The sequence below is a fragment of the Nocardia sp. NPDC052316 genome (assembly GCF_044547795.1).
Lineage (GTDB): Bacteria > Actinomycetota > Actinomycetes > Mycobacteriales > Mycobacteriaceae > Nocardia.
In genome coordinates, this window is record NZ_JBIUBB010000003.1 from 972,629 (window position 1) to 997,225 (window position 24,597).

The window sequence follows — 24,597 nt, forward strand, 5'->3', positions numbered from 1 at the left end:
GGAATCACACCGTAAACAAACCGGAAGGTGCCCCCGTCAGAGTTGCTGACAACACCGAAACAACACCGTGAAAAGAGCCCGACATGAAACTCACTCCCTTCCTCGCCGCAGCCCTAGCCGCGACCGCCCTGTTGACCGGCTGCGGCACCACCGACGCCCCGGCCGAGACCGCCGAGCCCGGCGCCTACGCCGACGTGAACGGTCTGCACATGTACTACGAGGTGCACGGCACGCCGACCGAACAGCCGCCGCTGGTCCTGCTGCACGGCGCGCTGTCCGGCATCGGCACCGACTTCGGACAGCTCATCCCGGAACTGTCCAAGACCCGCCAGGTCATCGCCGTGGAGCAGCAGGCACACGGCCGCACCGCCGACATCGACCGCCCGCTGCGCACGCCGCAGATGGCCGAGGACACCGTGGCGCTGCTGCGCACCCTCGGCGTCCAGCGCGCCGACATCCTCGGCTACAGCATGGGTGCCGGTGTCGCCCTGCAGATTTCGCTCACCCACCCCGAACTGGTGCGCAAGCAGATCCTCGCCGCCGGCGGTCTCGACGCAGGCGCGATGCACCCCGGATTGTTGGAGGGGCTCGCCGAGCTGAAACCCGAACAGCTGTACGGCTCACCGTTCCACAACGACTATGTGAAGAACGCGCCGCGCCCCGAAGATTTTCCGCGCCTGGTTGCCAGGGTGACCGAGCATGATCAGAACGCCAGCCCGGTCTTTGCGGCAGACGCCGTGCGGCAGAGCAAAATTCCCACCCTGACGGTGATCGGTGACTCCGACATCATCCGTCCCGAGCACGCGGTGGAGATGTTCCGCCTGTTCGGCGGCGGCGTGATGGGCGACAGCCCGGCCGGACTGCCGGACTCGCAGCTGGCCATCCTGCCCGGCACCTCCCACATCACCCTGGTGCACCGGCCCGAACTGCTGTTGCCGATGGTCCCGGCCTTCCTCGACGCGCCCGTCAAGGCGACCCGGTGACCGGCACCGACCGGCTGCGGGTTGCGCTGATCGTCGGCAGCACCCGCGCCGGGCGGTTCGGGCCGACGGTGGCCGACTGGTTCGCCGGTCGGCTCCGCCGCCGCGACCTCGACCTGGACCGCATCGACCTCGCCGACGCCGGCCTGCCCGACCAATTGAGCGGCCACGACGAACCGGCCCCCGCCGCCGTGCGGCAACTCGGCGACCGGCTGGCCGCCGCCGACGCCTTCATCGTGGTCACCCCCGAATACAACCGCAGCTTCCCGGCGGCGGTGAAGAACGCCATCGACTGGTTCGACACCGAATGGGCCGCCAAACCCGTCACCGTCGTCGGCTACGGCAGCGACACCGACGGCGGCCACGCCGCCACCCAGCTCCGCCAGATCTTCGGCGAACTCAACGCCGTCCCCATCCGCCGCACCCTCACCATCACCAAAACCTGGCAACGCTTCGCCGCCGACGGCACCTGGCCCCGCCGCGACCCCGAACTAGACGCCGCCGCCACCACCCTCCTGGACCAACTCCTCTGGTGGGCCACCGCCCTCCGCACCGCCCGCACCACAACCCCCTTCGTGCGATAGGGGACGGCGGCGGACCCGGCCCCCCTCAACGTTGTGGTGGCCGGGTCCGCCGTTAGGTGGGTTACCCCACGTTGATTGCTGGGGAAACCTCGGATTGTGCGGGAATCTTGTGGGGCGCTGGGGGTTTCAGCAGGTTTGGGCTGGTGGGGGCATGCGGTGGGCCAGGAGGAAACGCATGAGGTTGCGCTGGATTTCGATGCCGTGGTCCTGCTGGAGCAGGCCTGCGCCTAGGGCGTGCTCGGCTAGCAGGGGTGTGGTGAATTGGGCCAGTTCGCAGCCGCGGGGGCTGGCGTAGTGCTCGACGGTGAGGGGGATCGGCAGGCCGGGGCCGACGGCGAGGAGTTGCGTGCTGGTCGGCAGTGCGGGCGCCGAACCCGGGTCGGCGAGATTGTCGGCGGCGAGCCATTGGGCGAGGTTCGTGCGGCCGATGACGATGTTGCTGATCTGGTCGAAGAGGGTCTGCAGGAAGAACGCGGGCATCGGGCGGGCACGGGGACCCATCGCGTCGATGATCGCCTGTCCGTCGAGCCTGGTTCGGTACGGCGCGCCCGCCATCGGGGCGATGGCCGCGTACAGGTCGGGGTAGGTGGCGCCGAGGTTGGTGACCGTCGCGCCGCCCGCGGAGTAGCCGCCGAGGTAGACGCGGGCGCGATCGAGCTGGAACTCCTCGATCAGCGCGGTGGTGATACCGGCGATGATGGCGGGCTCACCCTGACCGCGCTGCTGATTCTCGGCCTTGTCCCAGTTCCAGCACTGCTGGGGGTTCGCTGCTTGATCTTGCAGCGGATAGGCGAGCACGAAACCCATCTCGTCGGCCACCCTGGTGAGCGAGAAGCCGGACGGGCGGGGGTGGGCGAGCGGGTCGTCGCACCCGTGCAGGTACACCATCAGCGGTTTGCCCGCGGCCGCGCCGGACGGCACATGCAGGTAGTAGCAGCGGGTGCCCGCGTCGTTGGTGAAGCAGCGTCTATCGATCTGCGCCTGCGCCCCTGGCATGCCGACCAGCAGATAGGCGGCGATCAACAGGAGGACGGCGGACAGGCGAAGCTCGGTGACTCGCACACCGGGAGCCTAACCGCTCGCCGCCTGAACAGGCATGACCTCGATTCCCTGGGCGACGGACCCGTCCCCTCATCGCCATTTCGGGTGGCCGGGTCCGTCGCGGGAGCGGGTGCTACCCGCGGGCGATGGCCTCGAAAACCTTGGGATCGACCAAGGTCGAGGTATCGCCCAGCTCACGCCCCTCGGCGATGTCGCGCAGCAGTCTGCGCATGATCTTGCCGCTGCGCGTTTTGGGCAACTCGGGGACGAGATGGATCTCGCGCGGCCGGGCAATGGGGCTGATCTCCTGTGACACCGCGCGTTTCAGCTCGGCGACGAGCATGTCGCCGGTGTCCTTGCCCTCGGCGGTCAGGATGACGAAGGCGACGATGGCCTGACCGGTGGTGTCGTCGGTGGCACCGACGACCGCGGCCTCGGCGACGGCGGGGTGCCCCACGAGCGCGGACTCGACTTCGGCGGTGGAGATCCGGTGGCCGGACACGTTCATCACGTCGTCCACCCGGCCGAGCACCCACAGGTCGCCGTCGGCGTCGAGTTTGGCGCCGTCACCGGCGAAATACCAGCCGTCACCGGCGAATCGGTCCCAGTAGGTCGCCCGGAAGCGCTCCATGTCGCCCCAGATGCCGCGCAGCATCGACGGCCACGGCTGATCGAGCACCAGCAGTCCGGCCGCGCCGTGGCCGAGTTCGGTGCCGTCGTCGTCGACCACCTTCGCCGAGATGCCGGGCAGCGGCGCCATCGCCGCGCCGGGCTTGGTCGCGGTGACGCCGGGCAGCGGCGAGATCATGATGGCGCCGGTCTCGGTCTGCCACCAGGTGTCCACGATCGGAGTTCGGTTGCCGCCGATGACTTCTCGGTACCAGCGCCACGCCTCCGGGTTGATCGGTTCACCGACGCTGCCGAGCAGCCGCAGCGAGGACAGATCGTGCGCGTCGGGGATCTGGCGACCCCACTTCATGAATGTGCGCACCAGCGTCGGCGCCGTGTAATAGATGCTGACGCCGTACTTTTCGATGATCTGGAAATGCCGGTGCTCGTCCGGCGAGTTGGGTGTCCCCTCGTAGACCACCTGGGTGGCGCGGTTGGACAGTGGTCCGTAGACGATGTAGCTGTGTCCGGTGACCCAGCCGATGTCGGCGGTGCACCAGTAGACGTCTTGTCCCGCTTTGTGATCGAAGACGTTGTGGTGGGTGTAGGACGCCTGGGTCAGGTAGCCGCCGGAGGTGTGCAGGATGCCCTTGGGCTTTCCGGTGGTGCCGGAGGTGTAGAGGATGAACAGCGGATGCTCGGCATCGAACGCCTGCGCCTCGTGCTCCGGCGAGGCATCGGTGACGGTGTCGTGCCACCACAGGTCGCGCCCATCGGTCCACGGCACGTCGATGTTGGTGCGGCGCACCACGAGAACGTGCTCGACGGTCGAGGGCGCCCCGCCGAGCGCCTCGTCGACGGCCGCCTTGAGCGGTGCCGCCGTGCCGCGCCGCCACTGCCCATCGGTGGTGATCACCAGCCGTGCCCCGGCGTCGTCCACCCGCTGGCGCAGCGCGGTGGGGGAGAAGCCGGCGAACACCACCGAATGGGTGAGACCGAGCCGGGCGCAGGCCAGCATCGACACGATGGCCTCGGGGACCATAGGCATGTAGATGGCGACCCGGTCGCCCGCGCGCAGCCCCAACTCTGTCAAATAGTTTGCCGCCCTGCAGACCTCGTCGCGGAGTTCGCCGTAGCTGATATCGCGTGAGTCACCGGGCTCGCCTTCCCAGTGAATGGCGACCTGGTCACCGTGCCCGTCCAGCACGTGCCGGTCGACGCAGTTGTAGGCGACATTGAGCTTGCCGCCGACGAACCACTGCGCGACCGGCGCGCCACTCCAGTCCAGAACCTGCGTCCACGGCTGCTCCCAGTACAGCCGGTTCGCCTGTTCGGCCCAGAATTCCAGCCGATCCGCTGCCGCGCGGTCGTGCAGGCCCGCATCGGCGTTGGCCGTCGCAACGAAGGTTTCGCTGGGCGGGTAGGACACCGGTGTGGTGTCGCGGGCATCGGTGGTTGCGCTGGTCACGCGATATCTCCTAACGAGAGCAGAAGGGGGACAACGACTATCCGACAGGGGTCAGTGCACCACCGCCCTTTCGGCGCCGACGCCGGTGAGCGAGCGGACCTCCATCTCGGCGGCCTTGGCGGGGTTCTCGTCGGCCTTGCCGAGGAAGGTTCCGACGATGCCGAGCACGAAAGCCAAGGGGATGGAGACGATTCCGGGGTTGGACAGGGGGAAGTAGTCGAAATCGAGGTGGGACAGCATCGAGGTCTTGGTGCCCGACACCGCGGGGGAGAACACGATCAGCACGATGGTGGAGATCAGGCCGCCGTACATGCTGAACAGTGCGCCGGTGGTGTTGAACCGCTTCCAGAACAGCGAGTACAGGATGGTCGGCAGGTTCGCCGCCGCGGCCACCGCGAAGGCGAGCGCCACCAGGAACGCGATGTTCTGGCCGTTGGCGAGGATGCCGAGGCCGATCGCGAGCACACCGATGACGACGGCGGTGATCCGGGAGACCCGGACCTGCTTGTCGTCGTCGATCTTGCCGTGCTTGATGACGCCGGCGTAGATGTCGTGCGCGAACGAGGTCGCCGCGGTGATGGTGAGGCCCGCGACCACCGCGAGGATGGTGGCGAACGCGACCGCGGAGATGATGCCGAGCAGGATCACGCCGCCGAGCTCGAACGCCAGCAGCGGCGCCGCGGAGTTCTGCCCGCCCGCCGCGGCCAGGATCCGGTCCGGGCCGACGATCGCGGCGGCGCCATAGCCGAGCACCAGGGTGAACAGGTAGAACGCGCCGATCAGACCGATCGCCCACACCACTGATCGGCGCGCCTCCTTCGCGGTCGGCACGGTGTAGAAGCGCATCAGCACGTGCGGGAGACCCGCGGTGCCGAGCACCAGCGCCAGACCGAGAGACAGGAAGTTGATCTTCGAGGTGGCGCTGCCGCCGTACTGCGCGCCGGGCGCGAGCACGTCCCGGGCGGCCACACTCTTGTTCGTCGACTCGGACACGAGCTGCTGCGCCGAACCGAGAATGTCGGACAGGTTGAAGCCGAACTTGGCGAACACCATGACCGTCATCAGCCCGGCACCCGCGATCAGCAGCACGGCCTTGATGATCTGCACCCAGGTGGTGCCCTTCATGCCGCCGACCAGCACGTACACGATCATCAGCACGCCGACCACGGCGATGACGACGGCCTGCCCGGTCTTGTCGGAGATGTCGAGCAGCAGCGCGACCAAACCGCCTGCACCGGCCATCTGCGCGAGCAGATAGAACAGTGACACCGCGAGGGTGGTCAACGCCGCGGCGGTGCGCACCGGACCCTGCTTGAGCCGGAAGCTCAGCACGTCGGCCATGGTGAATTTGCCGGTGTTCCTGAGCATCTCGGCGACCAGCAACAGGGCGACGAGCCAGGCGACGAGGAACCCGATGGAGTACAGGAATCCGTCGTAGCCGTACACCGCGATGGCGCCCGCGATACCGAGAAAGCTTGCGGCGGAGAGGTAGTCGCCGGCGATGGCGATACCGTTCTGCGGTCCGGAGAAGCCGCGGCCGCCGGTGAAGAAGTCGGCGGCGGTGGCGTTGCTTCGGCTGGCCCGGATGACGACGACCATGGTGATCGCGACGAAGACGCCGAAGATCGCGATATTGGCGACCGGGTTGCCGATGGTGGCCGCGGCGGCGTAGGTGCTGACGTGATTCACGCGTGGCCTCCCTCGAGCTGGTTGCGAATGGCCGCCGCGCGCGGATCCAGTTCCCGGTTGGCGAACCGGACGTAGAGCGCGGTGATGGCGAAGGTGGAGACGAATTGCCCGAGGCCGAGCAGCAATCCGACGTTGATGTTGCCGAAGACCTTCGTCGCCATGAAGTCGTGCGCGTAGGCGCCGAGCAGCACGTAGCTGAGGTACCACAGCAGGAACAGGGCGGTCATCGGAAATACGAAGCGGCGCAAACGGTTTCGTAACTCTTGAAAGTCCGGGCTGGCTTGTACTTCGATGAATTCGTCTGCACTCGGCGTGCGCCGGGGGGCGCTGCCGTCGAGTTCTGTACTTGTCATGGTCGTCCTAGCTTGTGACATGGCTTACTTGTTCAGCACCGTAGCCAGCCCTTCATGAGGAAAGAATGATGTGGCCTGGGTCACTCCGGGAAGGCGGCCGATTGTGCGGTGAACGGTTGCTTCGATGCGACGAACGGTCGGCCCGGCGCGCCTGCTCAGTTCGAGCGCAGGCTGCGTTCGCGGTCGGCGCCCATGCCGAGCCGCTCGGGGGCGTGCATGCGCACGAAGATGTGGCCGACCCGGCGCGGACCAGGTCCGCGAGTCACCTTGCTGACCAGCATCATCGCCGCAAACGCGAGCGGGACACTGATCGCCGCGGGGTAGCCGAGCAGCGCGGCGGGCCAGCCGCCCGCCACCTCGTCGGACAGCCCGCCGGTCACCGAGACCACCGTCGCCGCACCGGCGGCCAGCCCACCGGCGATCAGCCCGGCCGCCGCGCCCGCCGCGGTGAGCCCCCGCCACCAGATGCCGAGTACCAGCAGCGGGCACAGGGTCGAGGCGGCCACCGCGAAGGCCAGACCGACCGTGCGCGACAGATCCAGCGAGGCCACGGTGAGTGAAAGGGCAAGCGGCACAGCGCCCGCCACCACCGCGGCCGCCCGGAAGTCGCGGATCCGCCCGCGCAGCATGTCGGTGCTGAGCACGCCGGCGATGCTCACCAGCAAGCCCGACGAGGTGGACAGGAACGCCGCGATCGCGCCCGCCGCGACCAGTGCGGCCAGCAATTGTCCAGGCAGGCCGGCGACCACCGAGCCGGGCAGCAGCACGACGGCGGCGTCGGAGGTGCCGGTGATCAGCAGCTGCGGCACGTACAGCCGCGCGAAAACCCCCAGCAGCACCGGGAACAGGTAGAACAGGCCGACGAGCCCGATCACCGCCAGCGCGGTCGCGCGCGCGGCCCGCCCGTCCGGATTGGTATAGAAGCGCACCAGCACGTGCGGCAAGCCCATGGTGCCGAGGAAGGTCGCGATGATCAACGAATAGACCTGGTACGTCGGGTGAGTGCCGCCGAAGCCGCCGCCCGGCTCCAGCCATTCGGCGCCGTTCGCGGGCGCACCGGCCACCACCGGCACCGCGGCGCCCGCCTCCAGCACCAGCTCGGTCCCCGCCGAGAGTTTGTGCGCGCCAGGGGCCAGCAGCACCTGACCGCCCACCGGTCGGTCGTCTAGTGTTCCGGTGATCGAAACCTGTTGTGGCGCGGCGACCTGCACCACCACGGCGGTGCGCACATCGACCACCGTCCGCTCGGTGACCACCGGGGGAGCGGGCGCGCCGAGTTGCTGATCGGCGGCGAAGAAATGACCGAGCAGCACCAGCGCCGGAATCGCCACCGCGGTCAATTTCAGCCAGTACTGGAACGCCTGCACCAGCGTGATCGACCGCATGCCGCCGCCCGCGACGTTCGCTATCACGATCGAGCCCACCGCCGCCGCGCCGACCCAGTCGGGGACCCCGAGCAGCGTGTGCAACGTCAACCCGGCGCCCTGGAACTGCGGAATCAGGTACACCGCGCACACGAGCACCACCACGATCGCGGCCAGCCTGCGCAGTCGGACCGAGCCCAACCGGAATTCGGCGAAGTCGGGCACCGTGTAGGCACCCGAGCGCCGCAAGGGCACCGCGACGAACAGCAACAGCGAAAGGTATCCGGCGGTGAAACCCACCGGGTACCACAGCGCGTCCGCTCCGTACTTCGCGATCAGCCCGGCAACACCGAGAAACGAAGCGGCCGAGAGGTATTCACCGGATATGGCCGCCGCATTCCAGCCGGACCGGACGCTGCGGGAGGCGACGAGGAAGTCGGAGGTGGTGCGCGCCAGGCGAACTCCGTAGGCGCCGATCGCGACGGTGGCGAGCGCGGCGAAGAGCAGGGCCAGCATCGTCAGCACCGGCACGGAGCCCGCCGTCACCGCGCCGTCCGATCGGCCTGTGCTGCTCCACCTGTCGGATGGCTGCCCACGTCAATCCTCGGCCAGGTCGAGGAAGTCCTGCTCGTTGCGTTCGGCCAGGCGGACGTACAGTCGCCCGGCCAGATACAGCAGCGGATAGACCGCTACGCCGAGCAGCAGCCACGGCAGGCGCATGCCGAACACCACGGTGGAGCCGATCGAGCCGATCCCGAAAAGCACAGGCAGCGCGCACAATACGACAACGATCACCAACCCGAGGCGCAGCGCGAGCCCGAGCTGAGCCCGGATCAGGCCGCCGATCAGGGCCTCGCCGATCTCGGTCTGCTCGGCCACCTCCACTCGGGTGCGCACGCGGCGCGCGCCGCGCCGCTCGGACAGCACGACGCGCTGCCGGGCCGGCCGGTGCTGCGGACCGGTCATTGGCCGGTCCACTGCTGCCGGGGGCCGTGCACCAGACGCTGTTTCAGCTCGCGCACCTGTCGGCGGCTGACCGGCAGTTCCACCGCGCCGGCATTGCCGTCGGCGCGCAGGCACACCACCGTCCCGGTGCCGACCGTGCGCAGGCCGGTCACCAGGCGCAAGGCGACCAGGTAAGACCGGTGCACGCGCAGGAATCCCGCGTCCTGCCACCGGGATTCCAACGCGGACAATGGAATACGCACCAGATGCGAACCGGCGCTGGTGTGCAGGCGCGCGTAGTCGCCGTCCGCCTCCACCCAGCTGACGCTGGACCGGGGTACCAACGTGGTCACGCCACCGAGTTCGACCGGGATGACCTCGCTCGGATCGGCCTTCGGTTCGTCGGCGACGGGGGCCGGGGTGCCTCGGGTGGCCGCGATCCGGCGCACCGCCTCGGCGAGCCGTTCCTCGCGCAACGGTTTGAGCAGGTAGTCGACCGCACCGAGATCGAAGGCGGCCACCGCCCGGTCGTCGTGCGCGGTCACGAAGACGACCGCGGGTGGATTCGCGAACTCCGACAGGATGCCTGCCAGCTCCATACCGTCCAGGCCGGGCATGTTGATATCCAGGAACACCGCGTCGACCGCGTGCGCGCGCAACATCCGCAGTGCGGTGGTCGCGTCGGCCGCGTCGTGGATTTCGCCGACCCCGGGCTGGGCGCGCAACAGATACACCAGCTCGTCCAGAGCAGGCTTTTCGTCGTCGACGGCCAGTACACGCAAGGTGCCGGCCCCTTTATCAGTGGTCCGGGTCACAACCGCTCCATCGTAAGCAATCGGTTCCGACGCTCGGCCCCGATCCCCGCCGCGCCGGGCTCCGGCGCAGTCGAGTGACGCACGATGGCGGAACCTCTCGCCGGTCGAGTGGCACACCACGTGCGGGCCGCTGCGAAATATCGTCGGTGCGCTGGGTCACGCTTGAATGCCCGCCCGGAACTTGGGAACGCGGAGAGAGACCTTGGTGCCCGCGCCAGGGGCGGTTTCAACGATGAGGCCGTAGTCGTTGCCGAAGGCGGCGCGCAGGCGGTCGTCCACATTGGACAATCCGACGTGCGCCGATTCGCCGGAACCCGCTGGACCACTGCCGGTCTCGATGGCGTCGAGGGCGCCGGAGCGCAGCAGCTCCGGATCCATGCCGACGCCGTCGTCTTCGACGCTGATCAGGCAGTCGGTGCCCGCGTCGGTGGCGGTGATGCTCACGGTGCCGCCGCGGGTGCCGCCCGCGAGGCCGTGCCGGACCGCGTTCTCTACCAGAGGTTGCAGGGCGAGGAAGGGCAGCACGACGCCGAGGACCTCCGGTGCGATCTGCAAGCGCACGTCGAGGGCGTCGCCGAAGCGGGCGCGTTCGAGGGCGAGGTAGCGCTCGATATTGCGCAGCTCGTCGGCGAGCACGGTGAATTCGCCTGCGGCACGGAACGAGTAGCGGGTGAAGTCGGCGAATTCGAGGATCAATTCGCGGGCCCGGTCCGGGTCGGTGCGCACGAACGAGGCGATGGTGTTGAGCGCGTTGTAGATGAAGTGCGGGCTGATCTGCGCCCGCAACGCACGCACTTCGGCGCGATCGAGCCGGGCCCGGGATGCGTCCAGTTCGGCCAATTCGAGCTGGCCGCAGGCGTATCGGGCCACCTCGGCGACCGCGCCGAGCCAACCTGGCCCCGGTTGACCGGTCGTGACCACGCCTATTGCCCCGGCCACCCCGGTGCTGTCGATCAGCAGCGGTTGCGCGATGAGCGTGCGGCCCGCGTGCTCGCCGCTGCCGGGCCCGGCGACCAGCACCGGCCGCTCCCCGGCGACGGCCCGCTTGGCCGCGTCGGTGAAGTGCTCGGCGAGTTCGGCGTGCGGGCCGTCCCAGGCCAGCAGCGTGCCGTCCGGGTCGGCCACGCCGAGGGCCTCGGCGCCGGTGAGCATCCGCAGGTGCGGCGCGGACTCCTGCGCCGACTGCTCGGTCAGCCCGCGCCGCAACGGAATCGCCGCGAGGGAGGCGGTGTGCAGCGCGGAGTGCACCGCGCGCTCGGCCGGGGTGGTCACCACCCGGCGGGTTCGCGGCCAGATCACCAGCGCGCCGGCGATCAGCGCCGCCGAGACGACGAGGGCGACGACGGTGGTCGTCACCGTGGCCTCGGAAACCGGTACACCGGCAGCGCGTTCATCCGGTGATTATGGCTTCCGGAGGCGAGGGCGGGCCGGAGGTCGGCTCAACCTTCGTAGCGGTCGACCCAGAACTCGCCCGTGCCCGGCTCCGGAATGTGCGCGGCGCCGACGGTCAGCGTGGCGGTGAACTTGCCGATGCCGGGACGGAACAGCGCGGACCGGCCGCTGTTGCTCCAGTATCCGGGGCCCTGCGCGGTCACGGTGAACGTGCCCGTCTCCCCGGTGTCCACATTGCGCCAGTTCAGCGTGAGCGGCAGGCTGCAGCTGCCGACGCCGTACATGGTGGTCGCCACGGTGAACCCCGCGTGCTCCGGGTAGGCGTTGCTGACGACCGAGGAGCTCACCTGCGCGACGCACAGCCCCTGCGTCAGCGAGTAGACACTCTCGAACGGGTCGACGATCTGGGCTGCGGCCGGGGCCGCAGTAGCGACCAGGGCGGCCGCCGCGGCGGCGGGTACGGCGGGAATGGCGAACAGTGCTTTGAGCGACTTCATCAGGACCTCGATGGGTTGGCACACTCGTGTCTGTTGAATCTGCTGTGGCTGTGCCCTCTTTCGCGGGGCGTAACCGCGGTCGACTGCCATCGATTCTGGGGGCAACAGGTTTCCGCCGACCCAGCCCCGCTAGCGGAATTCGGACGCAAGTACGGTAGGTCGGCGACGCGCCGGTGATCTTTGCCACCGACACGCCGAACACCAGCGATGGCGCCGCGCGCCTGTCCGAACCAGTCGGTGGGGACCCCTAGAATCGGTCCAGCCAACCCCCGTCGAGACCTTGGGAGGAAGGACCGTCTTGGCCGCCTCGTCCGGATCGTTCGTTCACCTGCACAACCACACCGAGTACTCCATGCTCGACGGTGCGGCCAAAATTTCACCCCTGTTCGCGGAGGCGAAACGGCTGGGAATGAACGCGGTCGGGATGACCGACCACGGCAACATGTACGGCGCCTCCGAGTTCTACAACTCGGCGAAGAAGGCCGACATCAAGCCGATCATCGGCATCGAGGCCTACATCGCGCCCGCCTCCCGTTTCGACACCAAGCGCGTGCTGTGGGGCGATCCGAGCCAGAAGGGCGACGATGTCTCGGGTTCCGGCGCCTACACGCACATGACCATGGTCGCCGAGAACGCGACCGGGCTGCGCAACCTGTTCAAGCTGTCCTCGCTGGCGTCGCTGGAGGGTCAGCTCGGCAAGTGGGCGCGCATGGACGAGGAGATCATCGCCCAGTACGCCGAGGGCATCATCGCGACCACCGGCTGCCCCTCGGGTGAGGTACAGACCCGGTTGCGCCTCGGCCACGATCGCGAAGCCCTGGAGGCGGCGGCGAAGTGGCAGGAGATCTTCGGCAAGGAGAACTTCTTCCTGGAAATCATGGACCACGGGCTTTCCATCGAGCGCCGGGTCCGCGAGGGACTGCTGGAGATCGGTAAGAAGCTCGGCATCCCGCCGATCGCGACCAACGACTGCCACTACGTCACCAAGGATCAGTCGACCAATCACGAAGCGCTGCTGTGTATTCAGACCGGCAAGACGCTCAGCGACCCCACCCGGTTCAAGTTCGACGGTGACGGCTACTACCTCAAGTCCGCCGAGGAGATGCGCGAGCTGTGGGACTCGGAGGTGCCCGGCGCCTGCGACAACACCGTGGCCATCGGCGAGCGGGTGCAGTCCTACGACGACGTGTGGGCGTTCAAGGACCGGATGCCGGTGTTCCCGGTGCCCGAGGGCGACGACCAGAATTCGTTCCTGCGCAAGGAAGTCGACCGCGGTCTCGCGCGCCGGTTCCCCGACGGGGTGCCCGACGAGTACTACACCCGCGCCTACTTCGAGCTCGACGTCATCAAGCAGAAGGGCTTCCCCGCCTACTTCCTCGTCGTCGGCGACCTCGTCTCGCACGCGAAAGAGGTGGGCATCCGGGTCGGCCCCGGCCGTGGTTCGGCGGCCGGTTCGCTGGTCGCCTACGCGCTGGGCATCACCAATATCGACCCGATCCCGCACGGCCTGCTGTTCGAGCGGTTCCTGAACCCGGAGCGACCGTCCGCGCCCGATATCGATATCGACTTCGACGATCGTCGTCGCGGTGAAATGGTCCGCTACGCCACCGAGAAGTGGGGCAGCGACCGGGTGGCCCAGGTGATCACCTTCGGCACCATCAAAACCAAAGCGGCGATCAAGGACTCGGCCCGAGTGCTGTTCGGTCAGCCCGGCTTCGCCATCGCCGACCAGATCTCGAAGGCGCTGCCGCCGCCGATCATGGCCAAGGACATCTCGGTGTCCGGCATCATGGACCCCGACCACGAGCGGTACAAGGAGGCCGCCGAGGTCCGCGAACTCATCGGCAGCAACCCCGATGTCGCGAAGATCTACGAGACGGCCCGCGGACTGGAAGGCCTGATCCGCAACGCGGGTGTGCACGCCTGCGCGGTGATCATGTCCTCGGAGCCGCTGACCGACACCATCCCGGTCTGGAAGCGCGCCCAGGACGGCGCCATCATCACCGGCTGGGACTACCCGTCGTGTGAGGCCATCGGCCTGCTGAAGATGGACTTCCTCGGCCTGCGCAACCTCACCGTCATCGGTGACGCGATGGAGAACATCAAGGCCAACCGCGGCATCGACCTCGACCTGGACACCCTGCCGCTGGACGACCCGGCCACCTACGAATTGCTGTCCCGCGGCGACACACTCGGGGTGTTCCAGCTCGACGGTGGTCCCATGCGCGACCTGCTGCGCCGCATGCAGCCGACCGGCTTCAACGACATCGTCGCGGTGCTCGCGCTGTACCGCCCCGGCCCGATGGGCATGAACGCGCACAACGACTACGCCGACCGCAAGAACGGCCGTCAGCCGATCTCGCCGATCCACCCCGAGCTCGAGGAACCGCTCAAGGACATCCTCTCGGAGACCTACGGCCTGATCGTCTACCAAGAGCAGATCATGTTCATCGCGCAGAAGGTCGCCTCCTACTCGATGGGTAAGGCCGACGCGCTGCGTAAGGCCATGGGTAAGAAGAAGCTCGAGGTGCTGGAAGCCGAGTACAAGGGTTTCCACGCGGGCATGACCGCCAACGGGTTCTCCGAGGCCGCGGTGAAAGCGCTGTGGGACACCATCCTTCCGTTCGCCGGGTACGCGTTCAACAAGTCGCACGCCGCGGGCTACGGCCTCGTCTCGTTCTGGACCGCCTACCTCAAGGCCAACTATCCGGGCGAGTACATGGCCGGGCTGCTCACCTCCGTCGGTGACGACAAGGACAAGGCCGCGGTCTACCTGTCGGACTGCCGCCGCCTCGGCATCACGGTGCTGCCGCCGGACGTCAACGAGTCCGAGCTGAACTTCGCCTCGGTGGGCAAGGACATCCGGTTCGGGTTGGGCGCGGTGCGCAACGTCGGCGCCAACGTGGTGTCCTCGATCATCGCCGCGCGCAAGGAGAAGTCGAAGTTCACCGACTTCTCCGACTATCTGAACAAGATCGACGCGGTGGCCTGCACCAAGAAGGTCACCGAATCCCTCATCAAGGCAGGCGGATTCGACTCGCTCGGGCATCCCCGCAAGGGGCTGCTGCTGATCCACTCCGACGCCATCGACGCGGTGATGTCCACCAAGAAGGCGGAGGCGATCGGGCAGTTCGACCTGTTCGGCGGGGTGGACGCCGACGAGTCGGTGTCGTCGGTGTTCAACGTGAAGGTGCCCGACGACGAGTGGGAGTCCAAGCACAAGCTGGCGCTGGAACGCGAGATGCTCGGCCTCTACGTGTCCGGGCATCCGCTCAACGGCGTCGAACATGTCCTTGCGGCACAATCGGATACGCAGATCTCGGCGATCCTCGAAGGCGACATCAAGGACGGCACCCAGGTGACCGTAGGTGGCATCCTCGCCTCGGTGAACCGGCGGATCAACAAGAACGGTCTGGCCTGGGCGTCGGCGCAGCTGGAAGACCTGGCCGGTGGCATCGAGGTGTTGTTCTTCCCGCAGGCGTACTCGGTGTACGGCATGGACGTGGTCGAGGACGCGGTGGTGCTGGTCAAGGCGCGGGTCTCGGTGCGCGACGACCGGATCTCGTTGATCGCCAACGATCTTGCCGTGCCGGACCTGTCATCGATCGGTGTCGCCAAACCGCTGGCGGTGGTGATGTCCACTCGGATGTGTACGCCGGACAAGATCAGCGAATTCAAGCGCATTCTTTCGCGGCATCCCGGAACCGCCGATGTGCACGTTCGGCATGTGGGCTCGCGGGAGAAGACGACGTTGTTGAAACTCGATGACAGTCTGCGGGTTACGCCGTCGTCGGCGCTGATGGGTGATTTGAAGGCGTTGCTCGGGCCCGGATGTTTGGCCGTGTGAGGTAGCGGAAGCGACAGGATTCGAACCTGTATGGGCAATGCCCAGCCAGTTACAGTGCTGGCCCCTTTTCCGATCAGGCACGCTTCCGGGTTCAGTATGGGAGTCGTTGGTGGGTCGGGTGGGCGGTTCGAGGAACCCTGTTCACACCGTTTGTGTGAGCCGCACACCCTGTACAGCGGGTGTGCGGCTTACGAAAAGGTGCGCGGCCGGCAAAGGTGGGTGGGGGCGCACTATTTCTCTGGACTTGCACTCTCTTTTGGGGGCCGTAGTGGGTGCGGATCCCGAGAATGGGTGCGGCGGTTGGTTAGTGGACTAGTTCGGGTTGGGGGGTGTGCGTGGGGGTGGGGGTGAGGTGCTGTTCGTAGGTGACGGTGGCCAGGGCGATCAGTCCGATGGCGGCGCCGATCCAGGCGACGGAGGCGTAGCCGAGGTCGGCTCCGATGGCCAGGCCACCCAGCCACGGGCCGAGGGTGATGCCGATGTTGAAGGAGGAGACGTTGAAGGCGGGGGCGAGGGTGGGGCCTTGGGGTGCGAGGTTGAAGACTCGGCTGTTGAGCGTGGGGTTGGTGCCGAAACCGAAGGCGCCGAGGAGGAAAGTGAGCGCGACCACCGGGACGGGATGCTCGGCGGTGAGGGCGAGCAGCACCGAGGTGAGCATCAAGCCGCTGATGCCTACGTACAGAGTGGGGATCGGGTGGGCGTCGGCGGTGCGGCCGCCGATGACGATGCCGAGCAAGCTGCCGACGCCGTAGACCGCCAGCACGAGCGGGATCCAGCCGTCGGCGAGGCCGGTGGTCTGCGACAGCAGGGCGCCGAGGTAGGCGAAGCTGACCATGAGGGCGGCGGTGGCCAGCGCGGTGGTGCTGTAGGAGAGCCACAGTCGGGGATTGCTGATGCCGCGCAGCTCTTTTCGGAAAGCGGGCGTCGTGGTCGAGCGGCCCGCGGGGATCTTAGCAAGCACGCCGATCATGGCCAGCGCGGACATGATCGCCACCGTCCAGAACGCGGCGCGCCAGCCCAGGTGCTGGCCGATCACCGTGCCTGCGGGCAGGCCGACGACGGTGGCGACGGTGAGGCCGCCCGCGACGATGCTCATCGCTTTGCCGCGCGCGTTCGCGGGAACCAGGCCGATAGCGGTGGTCGCCGCGACCGACCAGAATCCGGCGTACACGAAGGCGCCGACCACCCTCGTCGCGAACAGCACCCAGTAGTCCGAGGTCAGTGCGCCGACGACATGGGCGCCGACGAACACCGCAAGAAACGCGAGCAGGGCACTGCGTCGCGGCAGGCGCAGCGTCGCGACCGCGAGCACCGGTGCGCCGACGAGCATGCCGAGCGCGAACGCCGAAATCAGCAGTCCGGCTTGCGGAATGGTGACGCCCAGGTCGGCGGACAGCTCGGTGAGCAAGCCGGAGAGCATCAGCTCGGAGGTGCCCTGGGCGAAGATGGACAAGCCCAGGATGTAGACGGCGAACGGCATCGGGTACCTCTCTAGTTTTAGATCGTTCGGTTCAAAATTGGCGCAGGGAAGGTGCGGCCCAACCAGTTGCGTTGGGTCAGAGGGCGTTCAGTGCAGTGGTGGCGATGGCGGCCAATGCGGCACGGTCCGCGCCGCCGCGGGCCGCCACCCGCATGCCCGAGATGGTGGCGATGATGAAGTGTGCCAGCTCTTCGGCATTCTTGGCTTTGTCGATTTCGCCTGCGCGCCTGCCGGTTTCGAGCACCGTCTGGAGTGCCGCGAGACGCAGGCGCTGATCGTCGCGCAGTGTCGCGGCCACTTCGGGGTCGCGCGGTGCGAGCTCGATCATCGAATTGACCACCAGGCAGCCCAGCGGGTCTTGCTCCGGTGCGTCCACGACCTGCCACAGCAGTGCCCGCATCTTTTCCTTCGCGGGCTCGGTGCCGTCGAGTAGCGCGAAGGTCGCGGTGTTCTTGGTCGCCATGTAGCGGCGCAGTGCTCGCTCGAACAGATCGTGCTTGCTGGCGAAGGTGTTGTAGATGCTGCTGCGGCCGAGTCCGGTCGCGTCGCACAGATCCTGGGTCGAGGTCGCCTCGTAGCCCGCGGTCCAGAACGCCCGCATCGCGGCGTCCACTGCCCGCTCCTCGTCGAACTGTCTCGGTCGTGGCATGGCGACGACGCTAGCACAGTTTTGCACTGATCGTTTCAGAAATGTGATGCGACCGTGTGCATCACAGACTGATGATTGTCAGTGCATCGATATCGATGTAGGGTCTGATGCATGACCAGACGAACAACTCTGACGCTCACCGAGCGGGAGGAACGCACCTTGGCGACGCTGAGCGACCGGAAAGGTGCCGAGTGGCTGCTGTTCGAATCCCTTGCCGCCCATCTCGGATACGAACTCACCCCCGACGCGTCCGAAGCGACAGTGATCCGCGTATTGATGTCGATCGGCGCTCAGGTGCTGATCGACGAGGCGCTGGACCAGGGCTACCGGCAGCTCGCCGCGGTCTGGCCGGAGATCCACGACGAGGCAGAAGCCGAAGAGCGGAAGCGCCGGTACGCCGACGAGGTCGATCAGGTGATGCCCGGATGACCATCGGCGCTCCGGTACGAGGCCAGATCTATCGCGCGGACATCGGCCACGGTGCCAAACCGTGGTTGATCGTTTCGAACAACCGTAGAAATAGGGAGTTGTCTCGCGTACTTGCGGTTCGCATTACCTCAACAGACAAGTTCGCGAGCTTGCCGACCATGGTCCCGCTGTCGACCGACGACCCGCTCGTCGGTCATATCGCTACCGACGATCTGCAGCAGTTGCGACGCGACGAGCTCACAACGCTGCTGGGCACGGTATCCCCGGCCACCATCATGGCAGTCAACACGGCGTTGAAGCTGGCGCTCGCCATTCCGTGACGCGGTGATTCGTCGCGGTTGCGACGACGGGGATCGCGGGTGCGGGCTGCTGGGCCGTGGGCAAATCGGGGCTGGTGGGGCGGGGTTTGGGGGTGCCGAGGTCAGATGTGGCGCGGGTGGGTCGGGGCTGGGACAGTGGGCTGATGAGCTTTTATGGAGATCGGGTTGTGCCGCGGCTGGTCGATGTGGCCTGTGGGATGCGGTTCAATGAGCCGCTGCGGGAGCGGGTGTGTGCGGGGCTGACCGGTCGGGTGGTGGAGATCGGATTCGGGTCGGGATTGAATGTGCCGTTCTATCCGGAGACGGTGGCGGCCGTCAGTGCGGTCGAACCTGCTGATCTCGGGTGGCGGTTGGCTGGTAAACGGGTTGCCGAGTCGAAGGTGCCGATCGAGCGGGCGGGGCTGGACGGGCAGTCGCTGCCTTTCGTGGACAACACTTTCGACTCTGCGGTGTCGACGTGGACGCTGTGCACGATCCCCGATGTCGCGACCGCGCTGGCTGAGATCCGTCGTGTACTGGCCCCCGGCGGCACCCTACATTTCGTCGAGCACGGCCTCGCTCCTGACGCCAAGGTCCAGGTGTGGCAAAACCGGCTGAACCCCGTGCAGAAAACCTTGTGCGGCGGCTGCAACCTGAACCGCGACATCCGCGGTTTGCTGACAACCGCAGGCTTTGAAATCCGGGACATCGACGTCTTCTACGCCGAGGACGCCCCCCGATTCCTCGGTGCCCAATCCCTGGGCGTAGCCGTTTCCCAGTAATCCACCCTCCGCTGCCCCGCACGACGGCCGTGGTGCCGGACCCTCGGTAGCTGCCGTCCCCGGTGGACCGACCGCTGAGCGGTGAACCCTGCTGGCGGCACCCGAGCCACGAGGCTCCTCGGGCCGGACCACGCGCGAGCAGATCGTGCCAACATGGCGGGAGTGCCTCAGTGGCTCGCCGATCAGCGTCGCCGGAACCGCCGCTCACCTTGCGACTACCGCTGCGCATCGTGCGGCATGACAGTCGAGCCGATGCTCACGGGGCCGGGTCCGCTGACCTGTGCGAGCCCGGCGGATCGACGCCGCGCGAAGCCTCGGCTGCGACCGGTGGTTGGGTTGCACTCGGGCAGCCGGCATGCGGGCGTGGAATGCTGGCCTGGTGACCTTGTTCGAGGTGTGGGCGCCGCTGCCGGAGCGGGTGCGGTTGGACCTGGATGGTGCGATTCATGCGATGGACCGGTGTGCCGGCGGGTGGTGGCGGGCGGAGGTGACGGCTGCGGAGGGGGCTCGGTACGGGTTCTTGATCGACGCGGATCCGACCGTGCTGCCGGATCCGCGGTCGCCGCGGCAACCCGACGGGGTGCACGGGCGGTCGGCATTGCACCGGCTCGATCCGTCGGTGTGGACGGACCAGGATTGGACGGGGCGGCCGTTGGCGGGGGCGGTGTTCTACGAGATGCATGTGGGGACCTTCACGCCGGAGGGCACGTTCGACGCGGCGGTCGAGCGGCTCGATCATCTGGTGCAGCTCGGGGTGACCGTGGTCGAGCTGATGCCGGTGAATGCTTTTGATGGGCCGCACAACTGGGGATACGACGGGGTGCTCTGGTATGCGGTGCACGAACCGTACGGCGGACCCGACGGGTTGCAGCGGTTCGTGGATGCCTGCCATGCCCGCGGGTTGGCGGTCGCGCTCGACGTCGTCTACAACCACCTCGGCCCGTCCGGCAACTATCTGCCGCGCTTCGCGCCCTACCTCACCGACGGTCGCAACACGTGGGGGCAGAGCCTCAACCTGGACGGACCCGACTCGGACGAGGTCCGCGCGCACATCATCGGCAATGCTTTGCGCTGGCTGCGCGACTTCCACATCGACGCGCTGCGGCTGGACGCGGTACACGCGCTGGTCGACCGGACCGCCACCCACCTGCTCGCCGAGCTCGCCACCGAGACAACGCGTCTCGCGGCCCACGTGCGCAGGCCGCTCACTCTCATCGCGGAGAGCGACCTGAACGACCCCACCCTGATCACCCCGCGCGCTGCGGGCGGATACGGCCTGACCGGGCAGTGGAACGACGACCTGCACCACGCGATCCACACCGCGGTCTCCGGCGAACGACAGGGCTACTACGCCGATTTCGGTTCACTGCGCTGCCTGGCGCACACGCTGACACACGGATTCTTCCACGCCGCAACGTTTTCCAGCTTCCGCGGCCGCACCCACGGCCGCCCGATCGACACCGCGGTGACCCCGGCCGCCGCGCTGCTGGCCTACACCTGCAACCACGACCAGATCGGCAACCGCGCCATCGGTGACCGCCCCAGCGCCTACCTGACCGACGGCCAACTGGCGATCAAAGCCGCGCTCGTCCTGTGCTCGCCCTACACACCCATGCTGTTCATGGGGGAGGAGTGGGGCGCACGCACCCCGTTCCAGTTCTTCACCTCGCACACCGACCCGGTGATCGCCGCCGCCACCGCGGACGGCCGCAAAGCCGAGTTCGCCGACCACGGCTGGAGCGCCGAAAAGGTACCCGACCCGCAGGACCCGGCGACGTTCCTGCGCTCGAAACTGGACTGGGCCGAGCTCGAGGAATCCCGCCACCTCCGGTTACTGTCCTGCTACCGCAAGCTGCTCGCCCTGCGCGGGCAGCGCCCGGAACTCACCGACCCGTGGCTGTCGCATATCTCGGTCGACTACGACGAGAGCGCCCGCTGGATCGTCGTGCATCGTGGCGCGCTGAAGCTGGTGTGCAATCTGTCCGAAGACCAGGTCAGCGTGCCGGTCACCGGTTTCTCGCTGCTGTCGTGGGAGCCGCCGACCGAAGGCCCCTCGGCGACAACGATTCCCGCTCACTCGTTCGCGATCCTCGCGGACGGATAACGGAACCGGCTCGCGGCCGTCGACATCCGCACACCGGGCACTGCAGGCGATTGCGGGAAAGTCACGATACCGCACTGTCCGAGACAGATACGTTGCCGGGCGGGACCGCCGCCATTACCGTAGAAAGATGAGCAACGACGCTTCGGGGGATCTAGCGCCGATCCCGTCCGGAATGGGTGGCAGTGCCGCCGCCGAATTCGCCCCGCTGGTACGCGCTTTCGCCAGGACCTTCGGACACCGCCGCGGCGCGGGCGGCGCGCTGGCGGTGCACCTGCACGGTGAGCCGCTGCTCGACATCTGGACCGGATCCGGCGGCCGCACCCCGTGGACCAAGGACACCGGCTCGATCATCTTCTCCGCGACGAAGGGCATCACCGCCACCGTCATCCATCGGCTCGCCGACCGAGGGCTGATCGACTACGCCGCACCGGTCGCCGAGTACTGGCCGGAGTTCGGCGCCAACGGCAAGAGCAAAATCACCGTGCGCCAAGCGATGACGCACAGCGCGGGCCTGTCCGCCCTCGCCCCGCTCGCCACCGGCATGCACGACGTGCTCGACCACGAACTGATGGAGCAGCGCCTCGCCGCCGCGAAACCCGATCGCCTGCTCGGGGTTCCGGCCTACCACGCGCTCACCTTCGGCTGGCTGATGGCGGGCCTGGCCCGCGCGATCACCGGCCGCGGGATGGCGGAGCTGTTCCGCACGGAGGTCGCCGAACCGCTCGGTATCGACGGCATTCACCTCGGCAGCCCACCGTCTTCCGCGCAGACCACCTACGCACCGTTGGCGGGTTCCCAGCTGAGTTTGATCGGAAAGCCGGTCGGCGCATTGGTGCTCGGCCGCAGCCACCTGATTCCCGGCGCCCTCGGCGCCGCGACGCGCTGCCTGTTCCTGCCCGGCCTGGAAACCATTCTGGAGGGCGAAGATCCGCCGATCCTGCGGACCGAGTTGGGCGCGGGCAACGGCGTCTGCACCGCCCCTGCGCTGGCCACCATGTACGGCGCGCTCGCGAACGACGGTGTGGTGGAGGGACGTTCGTACCTGAGCCCGCGAACCATCAAGGCAGTGCGCCGTATTCAGACCTACCGGCTCGACAGCGCCCTGTTCTACGCGCCGATGATGTGGCGGCTGGGCTACCACTCGCTGCCGATGCCGGGTGCTCGCGCCGGATTCGGCCATATCGGCCTCGGTGGCTCCTTCGGCTGGGCCGAACCGCGGCTCGGCCTCTCGGTCGGCTTCGTGCACAACCGGCTCTCGGCCGCCCAGCTGTCCTACGACCAGTCCGCCGCCTTCTGGCTGCTGCCGCTGGTACTGAACTGCCTGCGCGCCACCAGGCGCGTCCCGATGGAGGCGACGCGCGAGGCGGCGGCGTAACTCAGGTCAGATAGCGGTAAGCCGGGGAGCCCGGCTCCAGCCGCTCGCACTGGATCGGCGACTCGGCCATCCGCTCCAGCAGCGCGGCCAGCCCCTCCGGCGCCCCGAGCTCGATACCCACCAGCGCCGAGCCGGTCTCGCGGTTGTTCCGCTTGACGTACTCGAACATGGTGATGTCGTCGTCGGGTCCGAGCACCTCGTCCAGGAAGCGCCGCAGCGCGCCAGGCTCCTGCGGGAAGTCCACCAGGAAATAGTGTTTCAGGCCGCGGTGCACCAGTGAGCGCTCGATGATCTCGCCGTAGCGCGACACGTCGTTGTTGCCGCCGGAGACGAGGCACACCACCGTCGATCCGGGGTCCACCGCCAGCTCGCTGAGCGCCGTAACCGCCAGCGCGCCGGCGGGTTCGGCGATGATGCCTTCGTTCTGGTACAGGTCGAGCATGGTGGTGCAGATGGCACCCTCGTCGACCTGCATCATCCGGAAAGAGCCTGCGCCGCTGGGGGACTCGGTGGTGGTCAGTAACGGCAACGAAGCGTGCGAGACCACCCGGCCACCGAACCCGGCGATCGCAGTGAAGGGCACCGCGCCGATCCGGCGTACCGCGGCACCGTCGACGAACGGGTCGATCTCCGGCAGCGTCACCGGCCCGCCCGCGACCAGCGCGGCGGTCATCGAGGCCGCTCCGGCCGGTTCCACGCCGAGGATGGCGGTGCGCGGCGACCGTTCCCGCAGGTAGGTGCCGACGCCGGCCAGGCAGCCGCCGCCGCCCACCGGGACGACCACCAGATCGGGCGAGGTGCCGAGCTGCTCGAGGATCTCCAGGGCGATGGTGCCCTGCCCGGCCGCGGTGCGCACGTCGTCGAACGGCGGCACCATGGTGGCGCCGGTGCGCTCGACATCGGCGGCGGCGGCCGCGGCAGCGGCGTCGTAGGTCTCGCCGACCGCGATCAGTTGCACGAATTCGCCGCCGTGTACCCGGATCCGGTCGCGCTTCTGCTTGGGCGTGGTGGTGGGCACGTAGATGCGGCACTTGATGCCCATCGCGTGGCAGGCGAACGCGACACCTTGCGCGTGGTTGCCCGCGCTGGCTGCGACGACGCCGGCCGCGCGTTCGTTCGCGGTCAGCTGCACCACCAGGTTGTAGGCGCCGCGCAGCTTGTAGGAGCGGACCGCGGAAAGGTCCTCGCGCTTGAGGTAGACGTTCGCTCCGGTGAGCCGCGAGAGCCGCTCGCTGCGTTGCAGCGGAGTCGGCTCGATAATGTCGGCAATTCGCTTGGCGGCAGCGTCGATCTCGTCCGCGCTCAGCGCGGGACGAGAAGCGGACAGTGCGTCGATGACATCAAGCGGATTGGACACCCGAAATATGCTGCCACCCGCCGCGTCGGGCTGGTGCGGCGGGTGGCGGTGCTGCGCGGAAGCTGCTGTCAGTCCCGCGGGGTCAGCACGAAGACGGGGATGGTCCGATCCGTCTTCTTGGTGTATTCGATGTAGTCGGGCCAGACCTCGGTGGCCCGGTCCCACCACAGCTGGCGCTCGTCACCGAAGACCTCGCGCGCGGTGTAGTCCTTGTTCACCGGGCCGTCGCGCAGTTCCACGTGCGGTTCGGCCTTGATGTTGTAGTACCAGACGGGATTCTTCGGTGCGCCGCCCAGCGAGGCGACCACCGCGTACTCGCCGTTGTGCTCCACCCGCATCAGCGGGGTCTTGCGCAGCTTGCCGGACTTCGCACCCTTGGTGGTGAGCAGGATGACCGGCTTGCCCTGCATCGTGGTGCCCTTGGTGCCGCCGGAGTTCTCATACGTTTCGACCTGCTGGCGTGCCTGGGCGGACGGGCTCGGTTCGTATTCTCCTGTCAGTGGCATAAGAGTCGATCGTAGCCGCGCCCGACTGTGTT

21 protein-coding genes and 1 tRNA gene are annotated in these 24,597 nt (G+C 67.8%); 8 read left to right on the forward strand and 14 right to left on the reverse strand.

Annotation, left to right across the window (positions count from 1 at the left end):
• Positions 1 to 83 precede the first annotated feature (83 nt).
• Positions 84 to 983 carry an alpha/beta fold hydrolase gene (locus ACIHA7_RS17235; RefSeq protein ID WP_397290367.1) on the forward strand — a complete coding sequence of 300 codons (900 nt, stop codon included), beginning with the start codon at positions 84 to 86 and terminating at the stop codon, positions 981 to 983.
• Positions 980 to 1,564 carry an NADPH-dependent FMN reductase gene (locus tag ACIHA7_RS17240; protein WP_397290369.1) on the forward strand — a complete coding sequence of 195 codons (585 nt, stop codon included), beginning with the start codon at positions 980 to 982 and terminating at the stop codon, positions 1,562 to 1,564. The genes ACIHA7_RS17235 and ACIHA7_RS17240 overlap by 4 nt, the downstream gene beginning before the upstream one ends.
• A gap of 126 nt (positions 1,565 to 1,690) precedes the next feature.
• Here the strand turns inward: ACIHA7_RS17240 and ACIHA7_RS17245 are convergent, their stop codons facing one another.
• The 9 genes from ACIHA7_RS17245 to ACIHA7_RS17285 all read right to left on the reverse strand — a co-directional run bounded on the left by ACIHA7_RS17245 (position 1,691) and on the right by ACIHA7_RS17285 (position 11,737).
• Positions 1,691 to 2,626, reverse strand: a complete 936-nt coding sequence (locus ACIHA7_RS17245) for an alpha/beta hydrolase family esterase (RefSeq protein ID WP_397290371.1) — start codon at positions 2,624 to 2,626, stop codon at positions 1,691 to 1,693.
• A gap of 112 nt (positions 2,627 to 2,738) precedes the next feature.
• Positions 2,739 to 4,682: an acetate--CoA ligase gene (gene acs / locus ACIHA7_RS17250; protein WP_397290373.1), complete on the reverse strand. Its 1,944-nt coding sequence runs from the start codon at positions 4,680 to 4,682 to the stop codon at positions 2,739 to 2,741.
• A 51-nt stretch (positions 4,683 to 4,733) separates the two neighbouring features.
• Complete coding sequence (locus ACIHA7_RS17255; RefSeq protein WP_397290375.1) at positions 4,734 to 6,371, reverse strand: cation acetate symporter; 1,638 nt, start codon at positions 6,369 to 6,371, stop codon at positions 4,734 to 4,736.
• Positions 6,368 to 6,724 (reverse strand): DUF485 domain-containing protein, encoded by a 357-nt coding sequence (locus ACIHA7_RS17260; RefSeq protein WP_397290376.1) that lies wholly within the window; start codon positions 6,722 to 6,724, stop codon positions 6,368 to 6,370. The genes ACIHA7_RS17255 and ACIHA7_RS17260 overlap by 4 nt, the downstream gene beginning before the upstream one ends.
• A 155-nt stretch (positions 6,725 to 6,879) precedes the next feature.
• On the reverse strand, positions 6,880 to 8,604 hold the full coding sequence (locus ACIHA7_RS17265; RefSeq protein ID WP_397290817.1) for a cation acetate symporter: 1,725 nt from the start codon (positions 8,602 to 8,604) through the stop codon (positions 6,880 to 6,882).
• 81 nt (positions 8,605 to 8,685) lie between these two features.
• The gene (locus ACIHA7_RS17270) at positions 8,686 to 9,054 is read right to left on the reverse strand and encodes a hypothetical protein (RefSeq protein ID WP_397290378.1); all 369 of its coding nucleotides are present in this window, start codon (positions 9,052 to 9,054) and stop codon (positions 8,686 to 8,688) included.
• Positions 9,051 to 9,848, reverse strand: coding sequence for a LytR/AlgR family response regulator transcription factor (locus tag ACIHA7_RS17275; protein WP_397290380.1), 798 nt, complete (start codon positions 9,846 to 9,848; stop codon positions 9,051 to 9,053). Before ACIHA7_RS17275 ends, ACIHA7_RS17270 begins: the two co-directional genes overlap by 4 nt.
• Positions 9,849 to 10,004: 156 nt before the next feature.
• Positions 10,005 to 11,204, reverse strand: a complete 1,200-nt coding sequence (locus ACIHA7_RS17280) for a sensor histidine kinase (RefSeq protein WP_135235913.1) — start codon at positions 11,202 to 11,204, stop codon at positions 10,005 to 10,007.
• Positions 11,205 to 11,287: 83 nt separating this feature from the next.
• Positions 11,288 to 11,737, reverse strand: coding sequence for a hypothetical protein (locus ACIHA7_RS17285; protein ID WP_397290383.1), 450 nt, complete (start codon positions 11,735 to 11,737; stop codon positions 11,288 to 11,290).
• A gap of 298 nt (positions 11,738 to 12,035) precedes the next feature.
• Between ACIHA7_RS17285 and dnaE the strand changes: the two genes are divergently transcribed.
• Positions 12,036 to 15,584: a DNA polymerase III subunit alpha gene (gene dnaE, locus ACIHA7_RS17290; RefSeq protein ID WP_397290385.1), complete on the forward strand. Its 3,549-nt coding sequence runs from the start codon at positions 12,036 to 12,038 to the stop codon at positions 15,582 to 15,584.
• A 5-nt stretch (positions 15,585 to 15,589) separates the two neighbouring features.
• On the opposite strand, the gene ACIHA7_RS17295 is transcribed toward dnaE, so the two are convergent.
• The 3 genes from ACIHA7_RS17295 to ACIHA7_RS17305 all read right to left on the reverse strand — a co-directional run bounded on the left by ACIHA7_RS17295 (position 15,590) and on the right by ACIHA7_RS17305 (position 17,713).
• Positions 15,590 to 15,671 (reverse strand) — tRNA-Tyr (locus tag ACIHA7_RS17295).
• A 217-nt stretch (positions 15,672 to 15,888) separates the two neighbouring features.
• On the reverse strand, positions 15,889 to 17,064 hold the full coding sequence (locus tag ACIHA7_RS17300; RefSeq protein ID WP_397290387.1) for a Cmx/CmrA family chloramphenicol efflux MFS transporter: 1,176 nt from the start codon (positions 17,062 to 17,064) through the stop codon (positions 15,889 to 15,891).
• Positions 17,065 to 17,140: 76 nt separating this feature from the next.
• A complete protein-coding gene (locus ACIHA7_RS17305; RefSeq protein WP_397290389.1) occupies positions 17,141 to 17,713 on the reverse strand; it encodes a TetR/AcrR family transcriptional regulator in 573 nt (190 codons plus the stop codon).
• Positions 17,714 to 17,824: 111 nt separating this feature from the next.
• On the opposite strand from ACIHA7_RS17305, the gene ACIHA7_RS17310 reads away from it, so the two are divergent.
• The 5 genes from ACIHA7_RS17310 to ACIHA7_RS17330 all read left to right on the forward strand — a co-directional run bounded on the left by ACIHA7_RS17310 (position 17,825) and on the right by ACIHA7_RS17330 (position 22,702).
• Complete coding sequence (locus tag ACIHA7_RS17310) at positions 17,825 to 18,142, forward strand: hypothetical protein (protein ID WP_397290391.1); 318 nt, start codon at positions 17,825 to 17,827, stop codon at positions 18,140 to 18,142.
• Complete coding sequence (locus ACIHA7_RS17315) at positions 18,139 to 18,462, forward strand: type II toxin-antitoxin system PemK/MazF family toxin (protein ID WP_397290393.1); 324 nt, start codon at positions 18,139 to 18,141, stop codon at positions 18,460 to 18,462. The genes ACIHA7_RS17310 and ACIHA7_RS17315 overlap by 4 nt, the downstream gene beginning before the upstream one ends.
• A gap of 143 nt (positions 18,463 to 18,605) precedes the next feature.
• Positions 18,606 to 19,223 (forward strand): class I SAM-dependent methyltransferase, encoded by a 618-nt coding sequence (locus ACIHA7_RS17320; RefSeq protein WP_397290819.1) that lies wholly within the window; start codon positions 18,606 to 18,608, stop codon positions 19,221 to 19,223.
• 379 nt (positions 19,224 to 19,602) lie between these two features.
• The gene (gene treZ / locus ACIHA7_RS17325; protein WP_397290395.1) at positions 19,603 to 21,327 is read left to right on the forward strand and encodes a malto-oligosyltrehalose trehalohydrolase; all 1,725 of its coding nucleotides are present in this window, start codon (positions 19,603 to 19,605) and stop codon (positions 21,325 to 21,327) included.
• A 127-nt stretch (positions 21,328 to 21,454) separates the two neighbouring features.
• On the forward strand, positions 21,455 to 22,702 hold the full coding sequence (locus tag ACIHA7_RS17330) for a serine hydrolase domain-containing protein (protein ID WP_397290397.1): 1,248 nt from the start codon (positions 21,455 to 21,457) through the stop codon (positions 22,700 to 22,702).
• A gap of 1 nt (position 22,703) precedes the next feature.
• On the opposite strand, the gene ilvA is transcribed toward ACIHA7_RS17330, so the two are convergent.
• On the reverse strand, positions 22,704 to 24,059 hold the full coding sequence (ilvA, locus tag ACIHA7_RS17335; protein WP_397290399.1) for a threonine ammonia-lyase IlvA: 1,356 nt from the start codon (positions 24,057 to 24,059) through the stop codon (positions 22,704 to 22,706).
• Between the two features lie 68 nt (positions 24,060 to 24,127).
• Positions 24,128 to 24,565 carry a nitroreductase family deazaflavin-dependent oxidoreductase gene (locus tag ACIHA7_RS17340; RefSeq protein WP_397290401.1) on the reverse strand — a complete coding sequence of 146 codons (438 nt, stop codon included), beginning with the start codon at positions 24,563 to 24,565 and terminating at the stop codon, positions 24,128 to 24,130.
• Positions 24,566 to 24,597 lie beyond the last annotated feature (32 nt).

Coding starts and splice junctions, on each gene's coding strand:
- ACIHA7_RS17340 (WP_397290401.1), bottom strand. CDS start 24,565: ATGCCACTGACAGGAGAATACGAACCGAGCCCGTCCGCCCAGGCACGC.
- ACIHA7_RS17305 (WP_397290389.1), bottom strand. CDS start 17,713: ATGCCACGACCGAGACAGTTCGACGAGGAGCGGGCAGTGGACGCCGCG.
- ACIHA7_RS17320 (WP_397290819.1), top strand. CDS start 18,606: ATGAGCTTTTATGGAGATCGGGTTGTGCCGCGGCTGGTCGATGTGGCC.
- ACIHA7_RS17235 (WP_397290367.1), top strand. CDS start 84: ATGAAACTCACTCCCTTCCTCGCCGCAGCCCTAGCCGCGACCGCCCTG.
- ACIHA7_RS17260 (WP_397290376.1), bottom strand. CDS start 6,724: ATGACAAGTACAGAACTCGACGGCAGCGCCCCCCGGCGCACGCCGAGT.
- ACIHA7_RS17265 (WP_397290817.1), bottom strand. CDS start 8,604: ATGCTGGCCCTGCTCTTCGCCGCGCTCGCCACCGTCGCGATCGGCGCC.
- ACIHA7_RS17285 (WP_397290383.1), bottom strand. CDS start 11,737: ATGAAGTCGCTCAAAGCACTGTTCGCCATTCCCGCCGTACCCGCCGCC.
- ACIHA7_RS17330 (WP_397290397.1), top strand. CDS start 21,455: ATGAGCAACGACGCTTCGGGGGATCTAGCGCCGATCCCGTCCGGAATG.
- ACIHA7_RS17310 (WP_397290391.1), top strand. CDS start 17,825: ATGACCAGACGAACAACTCTGACGCTCACCGAGCGGGAGGAACGCACC.
- ACIHA7_RS17315 (WP_397290393.1), top strand. CDS start 18,139: ATGACCATCGGCGCTCCGGTACGAGGCCAGATCTATCGCGCGGACATC.
- ACIHA7_RS17270 (WP_397290378.1), bottom strand. CDS start 9,054: ATGACCGGTCCGCAGCACCGGCCGGCCCGGCAGCGCGTCGTGCTGTCC.
- ACIHA7_RS17300 (WP_397290387.1), bottom strand. CDS start 17,064: ATGCCGTTCGCCGTCTACATCCTGGGCTTGTCCATCTTCGCCCAGGGC.